15 protein-coding genes are annotated in these 17,239 nt (G+C 35.8%); 9 read left to right on the top strand and 6 right to left on the bottom strand.

Translation table 11 applies throughout. The features are described 5' to 3' along the window. Positions 1-16 precede the first annotated feature (16 nt). Together tilS and DNG35_RS10570 are read left to right on the top strand one after the other, a co-directional pair. Positions 17-1,324, top strand: a complete 1,308-nt coding sequence (gene tilS, locus DNG35_RS10575; RefSeq protein WP_111128947.1) for a tRNA lysidine(34) synthetase TilS — start codon at positions 17-19, stop codon at positions 1,322-1,324. Next, complete coding sequence (locus DNG35_RS10570) at positions 1,321-3,351, top strand: protein-disulfide reductase DsbD (RefSeq protein WP_111128945.1); 2,031 nt, start codon at positions 1,321-1,323, stop codon at positions 3,349-3,351. The genes tilS and DNG35_RS10570 overlap by 4 nt, the downstream gene beginning before the upstream one ends. Here DNG35_RS10570 and DNG35_RS10565 read toward each other — a convergent pair. The 3 genes from DNG35_RS10565 to DNG35_RS10555 are packed head-to-tail and all read right to left on the bottom strand — an operon-like array spanning position 3,348 to position 7,220. After that, entirely contained in the window at positions 3,348-3,737 is a 390-nt protein-coding gene (locus DNG35_RS10565; protein ID WP_111128943.1) for a hypothetical protein, read from the bottom strand. The two genes, DNG35_RS10570 and DNG35_RS10565, sit on opposite strands and share 4 nt — an antisense overlap. A 2-nt stretch (positions 3,738-3,739) precedes the next feature. Next, a complete protein-coding gene (locus DNG35_RS10560) occupies positions 3,740-6,595 on the bottom strand; it encodes a DUF2846 domain-containing protein (RefSeq protein WP_146228866.1) in 2,856 nt (951 codons plus the stop codon). 34 nt (positions 6,596-6,629) lie between these two features. Continuing rightward, the gene (locus DNG35_RS10555; protein ID WP_111128938.1) at positions 6,630-7,220 is read right to left on the bottom strand and encodes a penicillin-binding protein activator LpoB; all 591 of its coding nucleotides are present in this window, start codon (positions 7,218-7,220) and stop codon (positions 6,630-6,632) included. 160 nt (positions 7,221-7,380) lie between these two features. Between DNG35_RS10555 and pfkA the strand changes: the two genes are divergently transcribed. The 6 genes from pfkA to DNG35_RS10525 are packed head-to-tail and all read left to right on the top strand — an operon-like array spanning position 7,381 to position 14,553. Beyond that, positions 7,381-8,367, top strand: a complete 987-nt coding sequence (pfkA, locus tag DNG35_RS10550; RefSeq protein WP_111128936.1) for a 6-phosphofructokinase — start codon at positions 7,381-7,383, stop codon at positions 8,365-8,367. A gap of 12 nt (positions 8,368-8,379) precedes the next feature. Next, positions 8,380-9,375, top strand: a complete 996-nt coding sequence (gene gap / locus DNG35_RS10545; protein WP_111128933.1) for a type I glyceraldehyde-3-phosphate dehydrogenase — start codon at positions 8,380-8,382, stop codon at positions 9,373-9,375. Continuing rightward, complete coding sequence (locus DNG35_RS10540) at positions 9,376-10,224, top strand: N-acetylglucosamine kinase (protein ID WP_111128930.1); 849 nt, start codon at positions 9,376-9,378, stop codon at positions 10,222-10,224. It abuts the gene before it with no gap. Beyond that, the gene (gene pgi, locus DNG35_RS10535; protein ID WP_111128928.1) at positions 10,225-11,817 is read left to right on the top strand and encodes a glucose-6-phosphate isomerase; all 1,593 of its coding nucleotides are present in this window, start codon (positions 10,225-10,227) and stop codon (positions 11,815-11,817) included. It abuts the gene before it with no gap. Between the two features lie 33 nt (positions 11,818-11,850). Further along, positions 11,851-13,389 carry a YifB family Mg chelatase-like AAA ATPase gene (locus DNG35_RS10530; RefSeq protein WP_111128925.1) on the top strand — a complete coding sequence of 513 codons (1,539 nt, stop codon included), beginning with the start codon at positions 11,851-11,853 and terminating at the stop codon, positions 13,387-13,389. A 6-nt stretch (positions 13,390-13,395) separates the two neighbouring features. Further along, entirely contained in the window at positions 13,396-14,553 is a 1,158-nt protein-coding gene (locus tag DNG35_RS10525; RefSeq protein ID WP_111128923.1) for a DUF2891 domain-containing protein, read from the top strand. A 79-nt stretch (positions 14,554-14,632) separates the two neighbouring features. Here DNG35_RS10525 and DNG35_RS10520 read toward each other — a convergent pair whose 3' ends face one another. The 3 genes from DNG35_RS10520 to panB are packed head-to-tail and all read right to left on the bottom strand — an operon-like array spanning position 14,633 to position 16,574. Continuing rightward, positions 14,633-15,319: an RluA family pseudouridine synthase gene (locus DNG35_RS10520; protein WP_111128920.1), complete on the bottom strand. Its 687-nt coding sequence runs from the start codon at positions 15,317-15,319 to the stop codon at positions 14,633-14,635. 40 nt (positions 15,320-15,359) lie between these two features. Continuing rightward, the gene (locus DNG35_RS10515; protein WP_111128919.1) at positions 15,360-15,713 is read right to left on the bottom strand and encodes a four helix bundle protein; all 354 of its coding nucleotides are present in this window, start codon (positions 15,711-15,713) and stop codon (positions 15,360-15,362) included. 42 nt (positions 15,714-15,755) lie between these two features. Continuing rightward, positions 15,756-16,574, bottom strand: coding sequence for a 3-methyl-2-oxobutanoate hydroxymethyltransferase (panB, locus tag DNG35_RS10510; RefSeq protein WP_111128917.1), 819 nt, complete (start codon positions 16,572-16,574; stop codon positions 15,756-15,758). A 62-nt stretch (positions 16,575-16,636) separates the two neighbouring features. Between panB and DNG35_RS10505 the strand changes: the two genes are divergently transcribed. Further along, complete coding sequence (locus DNG35_RS10505) at positions 16,637-17,089, top strand: nuclear transport factor 2 family protein (protein WP_111128915.1); 453 nt, start codon at positions 16,637-16,639, stop codon at positions 17,087-17,089. The last annotated feature ends 150 nt before the right edge of the window (positions 17,090-17,239 follow it).

Here is a 17,239-nt window from a genome sequence, read left to right as displayed (position 1 = left end):
CAAAATTGAATTCTCGATGCAGCAGAGGTTTTTAGCACATGTACAAAAGAATTTCCCAGAAATCATCTCGGGCAAATCTTTACTTGCCATTAGTGGCGGAATCGATAGTGTGGTATTGGCTCATCTGCTCAAAAAATCACAATTGGATTTTGCCTTGGCACATTGTAATTTTAGCTTACGCGGAAAAGAAAGCGACACCGATGCGGTTTTTGTAAAAAACTTAGCTAAAGCACTAGATGTTGAGGTATTTACCAAGAATTTTGACACCCAAAAATTCGCATCAGATTATCAGTTAAATACCCAGTTGGCAGCGCGTGAATTGCGTTATGCTTGGTTTGAGGAATTGTTGGATAAAGAAAAGTATGATTTTTTACTCACGGCACATCACGCTAACGACAATGCCGAAACTTTTTTTATCAATTTCATGAGAGGTTCGGGTTTAAAAGGATTGACAGGTATTCCGATACAAAACCAACAAATTAGACGACCACTTTTGGTGTTTACAAAAGAAGAAATTGAAACTTTTGCAAAAGCAAATAATCTCTCTTGGCGGGAAGATAGTAGTAACAAGAGTGATAAATACGTACGGAATCAAATTCGACATCATGTCATCCCGCAATTAGAAAAAATCAATGAAAGTTGGTTGGAGAGTTTTCAAAAAAGTCAGGAGTATTTGCAGCAATCGCAAGATTTGATAGACGATTACCTCAGCATAGTTTTTTCTAAAGCAGTGAAAAAAGAAGGAGAGTTGTATAAAATTTCTATTCTTCAACTCAAAGAAATGCCCAACCCAAAAGCCATTTTATACCAACTGCTCAACGAGTTTGGTTTTACCGAATGGAATGACGTTTATCATCTTATGGAAGCTCAAACGGGAAAGGCAGTATATTCCAAAACGCATCAATTGCTCAAAAACAGAGATGAATTGTTGTTAAGCACCAGAGAAAATAACCACGAAAGTGAATATTTGATTCATCAAGGAGAAGATTTTGTGCTTGGAAACGAAAAAATAGTACAGGAAAATGTCAATATATTAAAAGATGTTGATAAATTTAGGGCTTATTTCCCTGAAGAGAAGCTTAGATTTCCGTTAACCCTTAGAAAATGGAAGCTTGGCGACTTTTTTTATCCTTTTGGGATGCAAGGAAAAAAGAAGATAAGCGATTTTTTTACTGATCAAAAGGTTTCTAAAATCGAAAAAGAAAAAATCTGGTTGTTGTGCAATGGTGAAGATGTGATTTGGGTTGTGGGTTACCGTACAGACAATCGTTATAGAATAACAGAAAACACGCAAGAAATTATAAAATTTACCTACGAGAAATGAAACAAATTTTAAGTCTCCTATTATTACTTTTTATTACAGGAAAAGCTACTGCACAGTTTCAAGCGCAACAGCAAAACTTAGTAACCCCAGTAGAATGGACAGCAGAAGTCAATAAAATCTCAGACAAAGATTATGAGCTAATCTACAAAGCCGAAATTGAAGATGAATGGCATATCTATTCGCAGTTTACACCAGAGAATGGGCCCTTGCCATTAACTTTTGAGTATCAAGACACATTGAGTGTGGCATATAAAGTAAACGGTCCAGCCAAAGAAAGCGAAACTGCAAGGGCATACAGCGAAATTTTTGGTGTAGATGAGGTATACTTTTCTAAAAATGCTACACTTACCCAATCGGTGACCTTGGTAGACGAAAAAGTAGATGTGGTAAAAGTAATGCTCTTTTACCAAGTTTGTAAAGAGGTGTGTATCAATGAGGAGTTTTATTTTGCTTTCGACCTGAAGAAAGAAGAAGGTAAGGTTTTTACCAATTTCGATGAGTTTGAAGCCTATCAAGTAGCCAAGAAAGAAAATTCAGAACATAAAGAAGTTGAGGTTTCAGCAGAAATTGCAGAAGAGGAAGAAAAAGTAGATAAAGGCTTGTTAACGATTTTCTTTTTAGCATTTTTGTCGGGCTTTGCCGCTTTGTTAACGCCTTGTGTTTTCCCTATGATTCCGATGACGGTTGGTTTCTTTACCAAACAAAGCAAATCAAAGTCAAAAGGTATTAAAAATGCGTTACTTTACGGATTTTTTATCATCGTTATCTATGTGTTATTAGGTTCATTAGTCACCGCAATTTTTGGAGCCGATTCGCTTAATGCACTTTCGACTAACGTGACTTTTAATATTGTTTTCTTTATTTTATTGGTCGTTTTTGCAGCCTCATTTTTAGGTGCTTTCGAAATCATGTTACCTAATTCTTGGGCCAATAAAGTAGATCGTCAGGCTGATCGAGGCGGAATTATCGGAATTTTCTTTATGGCATTGGCATTGGCGATCGTGTCCTTTAGTTGTACAGGGCCAATTGTAGGAACCTTATTAGTAGAAGCTGCTTCTAAAGGAGGAATTGCACCAATCGTGGGAATGCTCGGATTTTCAATGGCGATTGCTATTCCATTTGCGTTATTTGCGATGTTCCCGGGTTGGATGAATTCGCTTCCAAAATCTGGCGGTTGGTTAAACACCGTAAAAGTGGTACTTGGATTTTTGGAGTTGGCTTTAGCTTTCAAATTTTTATCGAATGCCGACTTGGTTTTACAAGCACATTTGTTGGAAAGAGAAGTGTTTATCGCCATTTGGGTAGCTATTTTTGCAGTGTTGGCTCTATACCTTTTCGGGAAAATACAATTACCGCATGATTCGCCACTCACAAGAATTTCCGTAGGAAGACTTGGTTTAGGTTTACTGGTGTTAAGTTTTACCATTTATATGATTCCTGGACTTTGGGGCGCACCACTTAAAATTTTAAGCGGTTTTACGCCGCCATTAAACTATAGCGAATCGCCTTACGGAGTAGGCTTTACCAAAATCAGTAGTGGTTTTGTGACCAATAGTGAAACACAAGAGTTTCCGGAACAAGCAAAACTAGGACCACACGATATTTTGGCTTTTCATGATTATGACGCAGGGGTAGCTTACGCGAAAAAAGTAGGAAAGCCCATCATGCTTGATTTTACGGGTTATGCGTGTATTAATTGCCGTAAAATGGAAGAAAGGGTTTGGAGCGAACCACAGGTTTTAGGTAACTTAAAAAATGAAGTGGTATTGATTTCGCTTTATGTAGATGCCAAAGAAAACCTTCCAAAAGAAGAACAATACACCAGCGAAACTACCGGAAAGAGAATAAGAACCATAGGAAATAAATGGAGTGATTTTCAGATAAAAAAATACGGCGTGAATGCTCAGCCGTATTATATTTTATTAGATCACAACGAAGAAATGTTGCATAAACCAGCAAGTTATATGCCCGATGTAGATGAGTTTGCCAAATGGTTACAAACGGGTATCGATAACTTCGAAGCTTAGTAATCGCAGTCTATAGTATTGCTACCATCAATAGAAAAACTAAGTTGATCGATGAGCACATAAAAATCTTTAATTTTGGTGTAAAAGCCTATGGGTTTACTCATTTCACCTGCTTGTAAAGTTTTTCTGTGATTGGTCAGTAGATCGTTTTTATCTTCCGTAATCGCATAATTAAAAGTAATGAGATCCTCATAGCTATTTTTAAAAACGATCTCCCACGCCATACGCTTACAATTGTTTTTTTCTGGTGTCGATTTTATCGTATAGTAAAGGTTTTCATAGCAATTTGATTGCTTCCATTTGGTGGTGGTTTGGCTAGGGGCAAAAAAACTATAATTTACCCCTATCAAACCAATTAACACTAGGTGTAGGATTTTAGTCTTCATAACTATTTTTTAATGTGTACATATGTGTCTACTAGTGCTGTTGAATTACTGCTGCTTTCTACATAAAAATAGGTAGAGACTTCTCTTCCTGTTTTTTCTGTTCTGGAGTGTACATAATAAGTCTTTCCGGCTTCTATATGTAAATAAGCGGATTGAGCAGTAGTGTTTAATAAGTCCTCAACTTTCAACAGGCCTGGAGTCACATACCTTTCGATATATTCATAAGGCTCTAATCTTTCCAAGGTTTGAAGTTCATTGAAATAAACCGCATTTGGTTTTTTACCGTTTTTAGATTCGTTGTCTAAATGCATGATGTATACTTTAGCCGCATTTTCGTCATAATTTTCAATTACCCATGATTTTTGGTTGTATTGTAAGTTATGTATAGAGATTTCACCGTTTAAAAACTGATTGATTTCCTGTGCTTGTTCTGAAGATACATTGCTATTATTTACCTTATTGGTTTTCGTAACCTTTGTAGTTGTAGCCTTTAGAGTGAAAGGAGTTAAATCACTTTCACTTATTTCTGAGATATCAGCTTGTTCGTAATCACTCATATAAGACTTAGCTTCAGATTCATTCATTAAAGTAATTTCAAATTTACCCATAAAAGCTTCAAAGTGAACATAATAATCTTGGTTGGCTTCTATATTTAGGTCAAGAGGTGTCGCATAATCACCACCATGATCATTTATACTTACACTTATCTTTGCTTTACCAGGTGTCGTTTGTATTTTTTGCCAAGACTTGTTTTTTAGCTTGGTAATAAACTGATCATTATAATGAATACGCGTTTTTACCGCAGAGCCAACAAATTTCTTTTCCCGAATAAAATAAATATTAGCAACACCATCTATATTTTTAGAATCGTTTAAGCTAACAATATTGGAAGTGGTTGAATTATTACTTAGAGAAGAATTCGTATAGGTTTCTATGTTTCCATAGCCGTTCTGATTAAGAATTTCTTCACTTGGTTCTTGACCATTTTCCTTGATGTAAGCATTTACAAAATGCATTTTCTGAAGCCTATCGTAAGCCTTTTTTCTTTCTGGATATTCCTGATTGTTTGATTCTGTTTGGATTTTGGCAATTTCTACAGCTTCATCAGGGCTCGCTTTCGCCATGCTGTTCAAATAATGTTGGTTTTTGAGCAAAACTTTATTGATTTTGAATTCTGTCATAAAGAAATCCTCAATAATTTGTTTTTCTTCATTACTTACGGGTCTTCCATATAAGTCTTCAAATTGTTGGTAAAGTGAATTTAAACTGGGCTCTATTGCTTTTTTATCATATTTATTTAGTTCTACAGAAGCTAAATCTACATTAAGTCTCGTTGGCGTGTAATTTACCGATGTCGAAGAAGAGTTTCCAGATAAACTAGTTGAAGGTACGGATTCATCTTCCGCGGAAGCAACATTTATGTCTGAGTAAGAAACATAATTAGAAGTCGCTTTTCCAACATCAAAATAGTTGATGAGTTGCAATCCTTTTTTATAAGATACAGGAATTGTGTCATAATCTACACTTGCTCCAGCAGCATATTTTTTAATGATTATGCTTTGATAATCTTCTTTTACGGGAATACGAGCATAACTAATGGTTGCAGGTAAAGTTTGCCAGTTTCTGGTATCTGCTTTTTCGGTAATGGCGTTAGCAGCATCAGCTCCCAACTCTACTAAATCACCAGCTAAATCGCCTCCAAGATTTCTCGCTAAAGCACCTAGACCTTTAGAGACTCCTTTTTTGGCACCAAATCTTACAGCCATATCTACTACTTCTCTAAGCATACGGTCTTTTAAACATTGTTTGGCAATAGGGTAGTAGTTTTCTACCATTTCCAATGGGGTTTCTTCACCTTCACAAACAATGCCTGCACTATTGTAATAGCTTTGACGTTGCTTGTATTTTGGTATGGCAATAGCATTAATGCCTATGTTTACCCCTGCGGGAATAGGAATGACGATTGTTTCGTCATTATCGCCATAAGTGCCTACAAAAGCACCTCCAACACCAGAAGCGGTAAGTTTTATTTGATCTTTTATAGGGCCTAATCCATTTTCCCAAAAGACGATTGCATTATCAGTAGAATTGTTGATTTCACTTTCAGGAATTTTAAACTCTTTTTGATAGGTATTGTATTCTTCTGTGAAACCCAATTGTTTTGAAGTGCGTAACAAATCTTTTTTTAGCTGTAACGGTGCGGGAACTCCAAAATAACTATTGCTATTGGCAGCATACAATTCATAAGCATTACGGTAAGCAATAAATGCATTGTTGATATCACCGGTAGCTTCATACAAAATACCTTGTAGAATTTGTGCAAAAGCATCTTCGGTATATTTGTTTTTGTTTTTTTTATAACGTTGGTTGAGTTCTTGAAGTTTGATATTGATACGTTTTGCTTCTACCAATGCTTTATCAGGGAAGCCCAATTTAAAAAAATTAAGCGCTTTATAGTAGTGAATGGTTACTTTTTCAAAATCTTCTCCTTTATAAGGTTCGTTTAATGGATTGGTAAGAACAGCAGCAGCTTTTTGACCAACAGAAGTTTTGATGCCATCATCAATCATCATGTAGGCTTCTTCAAAATGTTGATTACTAGCTTCATAATTACCACTCATATGTTCTATTTTGCCTTTTTCCATAAGGTACAATAGACGATTTCTTTTTTTCTTATAAAGCTTGGTATTATCTATTTCAGCAATAGCTCTATCAAAATCTCGCGCAAATAGAGTTTCTTCTACAGAATTTTGATTTTCTGAAGCTGCTGTTGGAGTATATACTGCACAGCTTTGAAAAAGCAGGGCTAAAAGAAGCCCTGCCATCAAAGTTTTTAGATGGTTAGTTATAGTTTTCATGATGTGGTTTTTTGATTACTTAGCAGTAGACCTATTATACTTTTTTCTTACCTAAGTATTTCTTTATCTTTTTGTCTCCAATCCAAACTTTTTCATTGGTTTCAAGATTAGAAAGCTCTAAATTGATTTGATAGTAGATGGTTTTTTCATTACTGTACTGGTCAACAATAGAATTGATGGTTCCTTGCAGCATGAAGTCAGCTCCGTTTTCTAAACCAAACTTCTTCATTGTCGATGCAGAAGAATAATTCTGCTGATCTGCTCTTTCTGCTCTCAATTCTTCTCTCATCGATCCAGCTTGTACTAGTCTCATTCTGTTGCTATTAATGATTTCTTTTTCGATATCTTTAGAAAAAGTTTCAGTAGCAATATGCTCATGCGACTTGTTGGTAATCATTCCTACAATTATTACAGGTGAATCGCCACCATTGTTAGCTGTAAAAGTATTATACCAAGAATGAGCCATGAGCTCGTTAGTAATTTCTTCTGCTGTTAATCTAGAATCGGTTTCGTTCCATCGACCACTCAAATCGGTGACAGAATCTTCAGACATTCTCTGAACGTGTGGTGCACAACTAAAAATTAAAAACAAAGCCGTGATGGGTAAAAATAGTTTTGATTTCATAATAAAAAATGGTTAAAAATTGATAGTATAAAATTAACTATTGTTATTGGTATATGTAATACCCAATTCAGGGTATTTTTAAAATAGCTTTTTTTAAAAAGAGAAATATTTTTAACGTTTCTTTGAAAGCAATTCTTTTAAAAAGAAATATTTTTAGGTGATGAATAAAAAAATACAAAATATTGCGGTAATGACTTCTGGTGGTGATTCGCCAGGAATGAATGCAGCAATACGTGCCGTGGTACGTAGTTGTGTGTTTTATAATTGTACTAGTGTAGGAATCTATAGAGGTTATCAAGGTCTTATCGAAGGTGATTTTATACACCTAGATGCACGTTCGGTTAAGAATATAATCAATAAAGGCGGTACTTTTTTAAAATCTGCCCGCTCTAAAGAATTCGAAACCAAAGAAGGCCGTCAAAAAGCGTATGACAATTTAAAAAACGGAAATATTGATGCCATGGTCGTGATTGGTGGCGATGGGACTTTTACAGGAGCTAACGTTTTTTATCAAGAATATAATTTTCCAATTATAGGAATCCCCGGAACGATAGATAATGATATTTCCGGAACCGATTATACGATAGGTTACGACACGGCTTTAAATACCGTCGTTGAAGCGATAGATAAAATAAGAGATACTGCAAATTCGCATAACCGATTATTTTTAGTAGAAGTCATGGGGAGAAATGCGGGTGATATTGCACTCAACGCCGGAATCGGAGCGGGAGCAGAAGAAATCTTGATTCCAGAAGAAGATCTCGGAAAAGAGCGTTTGATAAAATCTTTGGCAAAAAGCAAACAGTCAGGGAAAACATCAAGTATAGTTGTAGTTTCCGAAGGCGATCAGATTGGCAAAAATATTTTAGAATTAGCAGATTATATTCGTGAAAACTTAGATGCTTACGAAGTAAAGGTAACTGTGTTAGGACATTTACAAAGGGGTGGTTCACCAAGTTGCTACGATCGAGTGTTGGCAAGCCGATTAGGTGTAAAAGCAGTGGAAGCCTTGCTGGAAGGAAAAAAAGATTTGATGATAGGAGTACAAAGCAATAAAATTGCAGAAGTTCCTTTTAAAGAAGCAATTTCAGGTGAAAACGAACTCGATTTAGAGCTTTTGAGAATTGCCGATATAATTTCAATTTAAAAAAAAACAAATATGAATATAGGAATAAATGGTTTTGGGCGAATTGGTAGAATTGCTTTTAGAAACGCCCTCAAACAAAAGGATATAAATATAGTTGGAATAAATGATTTATTGGGTGTCGAACATTTGGCTTATTTACTAAAATATGATTCTGTGCACGGTAAGTTTGATGGTGAAGTACATATCAAAAAGGGAAATTTAATAGTTAATGGTAAGGAAATAAGGGTAACCGCAGAAAAAGATCCTAGAAACCTCAAGTGGGGTGAAATAAAAACAGACATCGTTTTAGACTGTACGGGAATTTTTAAAGAATTAGAGTCTGCTCAGCAGCATATCGAAGCAGGAGCAAAAAAAGTTGTGATTTCGGCACCTTCTAAAGATGCACCAATGTTTGTGATGGGGGTTAATCACGATAAAGTCACTGCTGATGACACCATCATTTCTAACGCTTCTTGCACCACCAACTGTTTAGCCGTGCTTTCCAAGGTGATTCACGATAATTTTGAAATTGTTGAAGGTTTGATGACAACCGTTCATTCCGCGACAGCTTCGCAGCATACGGTTGACTCACCTTCTAAGAAAAATTATAGATTAGGAAGAAGTGCTTTGGCAAATATCATTCCGACATCAACCGGCGCGGCAATTGCCGTAGGAAAAGTGATTCCTGCTCTCGACGGAAAGCTTACCGGAATGGCATTTCGTGTACCAACACTCGATGTTTCGGTGGTTGATTTAACGGTGCGTTTAAAGAAAAAAACTTCGTTAGAGGAAATCACTAAAATCTTACAAGAGGCTTCTCAAAAAGAACTTGACGGAATACTTACGGTGACCAACGAAGAAGTCGTTTCCCAAGATTTTGTTTCGGACCCGCGAACCTGTATTTTTGACAGCAAAGCGAGTATCGGACTCAACGATAATTTCTTTAAATTGGTGGCTTGGTATGATAATGAGTACAGTTATGCTGCAAAATTAGTAGATTTGGCAAAGCATCTTTCAACAGTTTCTTAAATGATTTTAATTGCAGACGGCGGTTCGACAAAATGTGATTGGGTAATTTTAGACGACCATAAAAACGAAATAGGACAAACCCAAACCAGAGGTTTAAATCCTACTGTTTTTACGGAAGAAATACTTCGCGAGCGACTTTCATCTAATTCCACTTTAAGTGAAATTAAAACTGCGGTTACCCAAATCTATTTTTACGGAGCCGGTTGCGGAACTGAAAAGCCGGTGGCTTTACTCCGTAAGGTTTTTAAAGAGTTTTTTATAAAAGCTACTGCAGAAATAAAAGAAGACCTTGCCGCAGCGGTTTACGCCGTAACGCAAGATCCTGGGCTTGTTTGTATTCTCGGTACGGGTTCTAATTGCTGTATTTTTGATGGTAAAACTATCGAAACGCCAATCGCTTCTTTGGGTTATTCGGTGATGGATGAAGCTAGCGGGAACTATTTCGGAAAACAACTTTTACGGGATTATTTTTACAAAAAGATGCCAAAGCACATTGCAAAAAAGTTTGAAACTGTCAATAATCTTTCGCCCGATTTTGTCAAAGAAAACCTATATAAAAAAGAAAACCCTAATGCTTATTTGGCAAATTTAAGTGCTTTTTTGTTTGAAGAAAATGTAAAAGAAGCCTATATTTTTGAGCTTTTAAAATCAGGAATTGAAGATTTTATAGAAAATAGACTTTATTATTTTAAGGAAATAAATGAGTTGCCGGTTCACTTTGTGGGTTCGGTTGCCTATTATTGCAAGTCAGTAATTGAACAATGTTTTCAAGAAAAAAACTTAATTTTGGGCCATATTATCAGAAGGCCTATCGACCAATTAGTAAGCTATCACCAATCGAAAACCTAAATGAGTTTAAAGAGCATAAACCCTACAACAACACAAACTTGGAAGAAGTTACAAGCTCATTATGAGAAAATAAAAGATGAGCGAATACTCGATTTCTTCGAACAGGAACCGAATCGAGTAGAAGGTTTTAGCATCGACTGGAACACATTTTTTATAGATTTCTCCAAAAACAGAATCGATCAAAAAGGCTTTGATTTGTTGATTGAGTTAGCTAAAGAGCTCGATATAAAAGATGCTGTCGAAAAGCAATATCGTGGAGAAATTCTCAATAAAACCGAAAGCAGAGCGGTTTTGCATACTGCACTTCGTCAACCAAATCCGAATAATGAAATTCAAAAAGCGCTAGATCAAATAGAAGAGATTACAGAAAATGTAACTTCTGGAAATTGGAAAGGCTGTACAGGAAAACCAATAAAAAATATTGTAAATATCGGAATTGGCGGAAGTGATCTCGGTCCGAAAATGGTAGTGGAGGGTTTAAAGTATTACAAGAATCATCTCAATTCTTACTTTATTTCGAACATAGACGACACCTATAATCAGCAATTACTTTCTGAAATCGATTTCGAAGAAAGCCTTTTTATTGTAGTTTCTAAAAGTTTTGGTACGAAAGAAACCTTAGGAAATGCAAAGCTAATTATCAAAAGATTTCAGAAAGAGTGTACTCAAGAAAATGTACTAAAAAAACACTTTATAGCGATTACCACACAAAAAGATAAAGCCGTTGAATTTGGAATCACAGGTAAGAATATTCTGCCTATTTGGGATTGGGTTGGCGGTCGTTTTTCATTGTGCAGTGCTGTAGGGTTGAGCATTTCATTGACTTTAGGTTTCAATAATTTCAAAGAACTTTTAAACGGTGCTTCAGAAGTCGACGATCATTTTCTGAACGAGAAATATTCAAAAAATATTCCTACAGTAATGGCTTTGTTAAGTATTTGGTATAACAATTTTTACCAAGCAGAAAGTCATGCAGTTGTTCCTTATTCGCAGTATTTAAGTGAGTTTGTGCCTTATTTACAACAAACTTTTATGGAAAGTAATGGTAAAAGTGTCGATAGAAATCAAGAAAAAGTCAATTATCAAACCGGAAGTCTTGTTTGGGGTGATGTGGGCTCAAATGCACAGCATGCCTTCTTTCAGTTATTACACCAAGGGACAAAACTTATTCCGGTAGATTTTATAGGCTTTAAAAAACCCTTAAGTAAAAAAGATGCTTTACATACTGAATTAATGGCAAATTTTTTCGCACAAACCCAAGCCCTCTTGCAAGGGAAGAGTAGAGAAGCGGTTTTAAAAGAAACTTCCGAAAATGAATTTAAATTTCCGTACCGAATTTTTGAAGGTAATAAACCGTCGACTACTATTCTTATTGATCAACTCACTCCGAAAAACTTAGGTAGTCTAATAGCTATTTACGAGCATAAAACGTTTGTGGAAGGTGTAATCTGGAATATTTTCAGTTTTGATCAGTGGGGTGTTGAGTTAGGGAAACAACTTTCTACATCTATTCAAAAGCAAATAGAGACTAAAGAAGTTACTGAAAATCGAGATAAATCCACTAAAAATTTACTTCATCACTTTCTTTCTTAAAATATTCTTATTTTTAAAGAAAGAAATCTTTAGATGTTAGTAAAAGTTTATGGAAGTGCTGTTTTTGGAGTTGAAGCGACAACGATTACCGTTGAAGTCAATACTGCTAAAGGCATTGGTTACCATTTGGTAGGTTTGCCCGACAACGCTATCAAAGAAAGCAGCTATCGAATTGCTGCGGCTCTTGCTAACAACGCCTATAAACTTCCCGGGAAAAAGATTACTATCAACATGGCTCCAGCCGATATGCGTAAAGAAGGCTCGGCTTACGATTTGACCATTGCTATGGGAATTTTAGCTTCATCGGGTCAAATAAAAGCTCATGAAATCGATAAGTATTTAATTATGGGCGAACTTTCGTTAGACGGAAGCTTGCAACCTATAAAAGGAGTTTTGCCCATTGCTATTAAAGCTCAAGAAGAAGGCTTTAAAGGTTTTATTTTACCGGAACAAAATGCAAACGAAGCCGCAATTGTTAATAAATTAGAAGTTTACGGCATCAATAATATCAAACAAGTCATCGATTTTTTTGATAAAGGAATTCCGCTGGAGCGAACAGAAATAGATACCCGAAAAGTTTTTTATGAAAATTTAGAACAAACCGATCTTGATTTTTCGGATGTCAAAGGACAAGAATCTATCAAAAGATGTATGGAGATTGCCGCTGCGGGAGGTCACAACATTATTTTGATTGGTCCACCAGGTTCAGGAAAAACAATGCTTGCCAAAAGACTACCAAGTATTTTACCACCCATGACTTTAAAAGAAGCTTTGGAAACCACAAAAATACATAGTGTAGTTGGTCGCGTTAAAGAAAATAGCGGTTTGATGGCACAACGACCGTTTCGGAGCCCACACCATACGATTTCTGATGTCGCATTAGTTGGCGGAGGAACCTATCCACAACCAGGAGAAATTTCACTTTCACATAATGGAGTTTTGTTTTTAGACGAGTTACCCGAATTTAAAAGAAGTGTGCTCGAAGTGATGCGACAGCCTTTAGAAGATCGAGAAGTAACTATTTCGAGGGCTAAATTTACGGTCACTTATCCATCGAGCTTTATGTTGGTGGCGAGTATGAATCCGAGTCCGAGTGGTTATTTTAATGATGCCGAATCTCCCGTAACTTCTTCGCCTGCAGAAATGCAGCGTTATATGGGTAAAATTAGTGGTCCGCTTTTAGATCGTATCGATATTCACATAGAAGTTACGCCTGTTCCGTTTGAGAAACTAAGTGAAGAACGCAAAGGTGAAGCGAGTAAGCTCATTAGAGAACGAGTAAAAAAAGCTCGTGAACGGCAAAGTATTCGCTTTAGCGAATTTAAAAATTTGCACTACAATGCTCAAATGGGTGTAAAACAAATCAGAGAATATTGTAAATTAGACGACAATTCAAAAGACTTGCTAAAAACCGCTATGGAACGTTTAAATCTTTCCGCAAGAGCGTATGATAGAATTTTGAAAGTGGCAAGGACTATTGCCGATTTAGAAGAAAAAGAGAGTATAAACCCAGAACACATCAGTGAAGCTATACAATACCGAAGTTTGGATAGAGAAGGCTGGTTAGGATAAAAAATTATGAAGAAAGAGATTATAGCAATTTGCATCGTGGCTTTAGTGGCTTGCAAAAATAAAAAAGCCCAAGAAGAGAGTTTGTCTAAAGAAAATGACACCACTGTCGTGGAAGAAATGGCCAACGAAATGGCCGATGTTGAAGCTGTGGTTCTAAGCTTAGAAGAAGCCAGCAGGTTGGCAAAAACCCCTTTTAGTTGTATCGAAAAAGAATATCCGAACAAATTAGGACAGGTTTTAAACTCAGAAGATGATCTAAAAACGCCTAAAGAATTGCACCCTGTGTTTTATGGTTGTTACGACTGGCATTCTTCGGTTCATGGGTATTGGAGTTTGGTGAGTTTACTGAAACAATTCCCGAATATGGAAAATGCTCAAGCAATTAAAGAAAAATTGATTGAGAAATTTACCAAAGAGAATATCCAGAAAGAAGTTGCTTATTTTGATATGGAGAACAATGGCAATTTTGAGCGGACTTATGGTTGGGCTTGGTACCTCAAGTTAGTTACTGAAATACATCATTGGGACGATGCTGCTGCGAAAACACTAGAAGCCAATTTACAGCCGCTTACTGATAGAATTGTTGAGAATTACCATCAGTTTTTACCGAAGCTAAATTACCCGATTAGAGTAGGGGAACACGAAAACACAGCTTTCGGATTGACTTTTGCTTATGATTATGCACTTGCTTTAGAAAACGAAAAGCTTAAAAATTTGATTTCTACCAGGGCAAAAAATTATTATCTAGCAGATGACAATTGTCCGATAGGTTGGGAGCCAAACGGATTTGATTTTTTATCACCTTGCTTAGCTGAAATCGGACTGATGCATCGGATCCTTGAAGAGCATACTTTTTTACTTTGGATGAAAGATTTTATGCCTCAAATTTTGGAAACAGATTTCACCCTTGAGGCAAAAGAAGTGACCGATAGAACCGATGCAAAATTAGTGCATATTGATGGCTTAAATTTTTCACGTGCGGCTACTTTATTTGAGCTTGCCAACAAGTATAAAAAGTTAGAACATCTCCGAAAATTAGGAGATCAACATGTGGCTTATTCGTTCAAAAATTTGAAAAATGATTCTTACGAAGGAGGGCATTGGTTGACAACTTTTGCGATTTATGCACTAAATGAGCGAGCAAAACACATCCTTAAAGAATAAGTTTAGATAAAAACCTTAAATAATTGATTTTATTTATTTTAAAAAACCACTATAAGAATTATTTATAGTGGTTTTTTAGTTAAATTTTGTCCCAAAGTACATTTTTAGGTGGTGACGCTTTTACCAAAATTTTTTCTTTTTGCACCGGATGAATAAATTCGATTTGCCAAGCATGCAAACTTATACTTGCATCAGGATTACTTCTGTCAAAACCATATTTTAAATCTCCTTTTATAGGAAAACCAATGGCCGATAATTGACTTCTAATTTGATGGTGCCTCCCGGTTTCTAAATTGATTTTTACGGTGGAATAATTGTCTAATTTTTTTAAAAGTTCGTAGTGTAAAATTCCTTTTTTTGAACCTTCAACTTCTTTCAGATTGGCATAAGATTTATTCTGTTTTTGATTTCGTTTTAAGAAGTGAATAAGTGTTTCTTTTTCTTTTTGTGGAGTCCCTTTTACAATCGCCAGATAAGTTTTTTTTACTTCTTTATTTACGAACATTTTGTTCATCCGCGAAAGCGCTTTTGAGGTCTTTGCAAATAAAACAATTCCGCTGGTAGGTCGATCTAAGCGATGTACCACACCTAAATAAACATTTCCTGGCTTGTTATATTTGTCTTTGAGATACGATTTTACTACTTCGCTAAGGGGTTTATCACCAGTTTTATCACCTTGTACAATATCACCAGGTCGTTTATTAACGATAATCAAATGGTTGTCTTCGTAAATTACCTGAAGATTATCTTTATTGGATTTAGACATTTAGATTGTTAGATTTTTAGAAAGTTAGAATGGTAGAGAATTAGAATTTTAGTTGAGTTTTAAATTTTGAAATCATTTTGATGATTTCGTTTAATTCTTCAGTCGATTTATTTAATTTTTGATTAGAAATAAAACCTAAATCATTTGAGATAATAAGTTGAGTTTCGATTTCATAAGCGGAGCCTAATGTGATTTCCAGAAATCTTTTAAAGTCTTTGTTGCTACTTCGTGATGAACCTTCGGCAATGTTTGAAGCTAAAGAAACAGAAGCTCTTCGTAATTGATTTGTTAAACCAAACTTTTCTGTTTCAGGAAAAGAACTTGTCAAGTTATAGATATGTGTGCAAAAGGCTCTGCTTCTTTTCCAAATATCTAAATCCTTATAACGATGCATATCTAAAAGGTCTAATAATCTAATAAGTCTAACCGATCTAAATCAATACTGCTCTTTTTCATTCGGAAAATCACCCGATTTTACATCATCGTTATATTGTTTAAACGCTTGGGTCATATCGGCATATAAATCAAGGTAACGACGTAAAAAACGTGGGTTGAATTCATGGGTCATTCCAATCATATCGTGAACCACCAAGACTTGACCGTCGACACCATTTCCAGCACCAATTCCAATTACAGGAATACTAATGCTATCAGCCACTTCTTTTGCGAGTTTGGCAGGCACTTTTTCTAAAACAACAGCAAAGCAACCTATTTTTTCTAACATTTTAGCATCTTCTTTTAGTTTTTCAGCCTCTTCTTCCTCTTTGGCTCTAACGGTATAGGTTCCGAATTTATAGATAGATTGCGGAGTTAAGCCCAAATGTCCCATTACAGGAATTCCTGCGGCCAAAATACGTTTGATGGAGTCTTTTACTTCTTTTCCGCCTTCGAGTTTTACAGCGTGCCCACCACTTTCTTTCATAATTCTAATCGAAGAACGAAGTGCTTCTTTCGGATCACTTTGGTAGCTTCCGAAAGGCAAATCGACTACGACCAAAGCTCTTTCTATAGCTCGCACCACCGAAGAAGCGTGATAAATCATTTGGTCAAGTGTAATCGGCAAAGTAGTCTCGTGACCTGCCATCACATTAGAAGCAGAATCACCTACCAGGATCACATCGATTCCTGCACTATCAACAATTTTTGCCATCGTATAATCGTAAGCAGTAAGCATCGAGATCTTTTCGCCGAGGGCTTTCATATCGACAAGTGATTTTACGGTAACTCTTTTATATTCTTTTTTGGCTACAGACATTTTTTGTGGTTTAAAATTGGCATAAAAATACTAAATTAGTCGTTCATCATAAAATCTTGCTCATGAGAATCGTTGTTTTATATACACTACTGTTTTCTTTTGCTTTCGCGAAAGCTCAACAGACACCACAAAAAGCTATCGAAGACTTTTTTGAAGCCTTTCATCAAAAAGATACTGTGTTGTTAAAGAAAATGGCCATGCCAGATGCGGCACTATCGACCATTACCAAAAACCAAGAAGGGCAAAATCAGTTGGTGAGAGAGTCTTACGATGAATTTATAAAAAACATCGCCTCGATACCCCATGATATTCATTTTGAAGAAAAACTACTGGGTTTTGTGGTACAAGAAGACAAAATGATGGCCAATGTTTGGACACCCTACGAGTTTTACTTTAAAGGAAGTTTTAGCCATTGTGGTACCAATAATTTTGTTTTAATGAAAGATGACGGTGACTGGAAGATCGTTTCACTAACTGACACAAGAAATAGAAATAATTGTAAAACAGAAAAGTAAAAATGAAGAAAAATGACGATCTGTATTGGTGGAAAGTACTTTCTAATTATGTGAGATTTGAATTTGCAGTTTTGATTATATTAATAATAGGAATTGCTGTTTTTGGGTTGATTAAATATTTATTTTTTTGAAGGATATAAATTTACAGAA

It is taken from the genome of Mesonia sp. K7 (genome assembly GCF_003233725.1).
GTDB lineage: Bacteria > Bacteroidota > Bacteroidia > Flavobacteriales > Flavobacteriaceae > Mesonia.
This window is presented reverse-complemented; position numbering and strand designations above follow the sequence as displayed.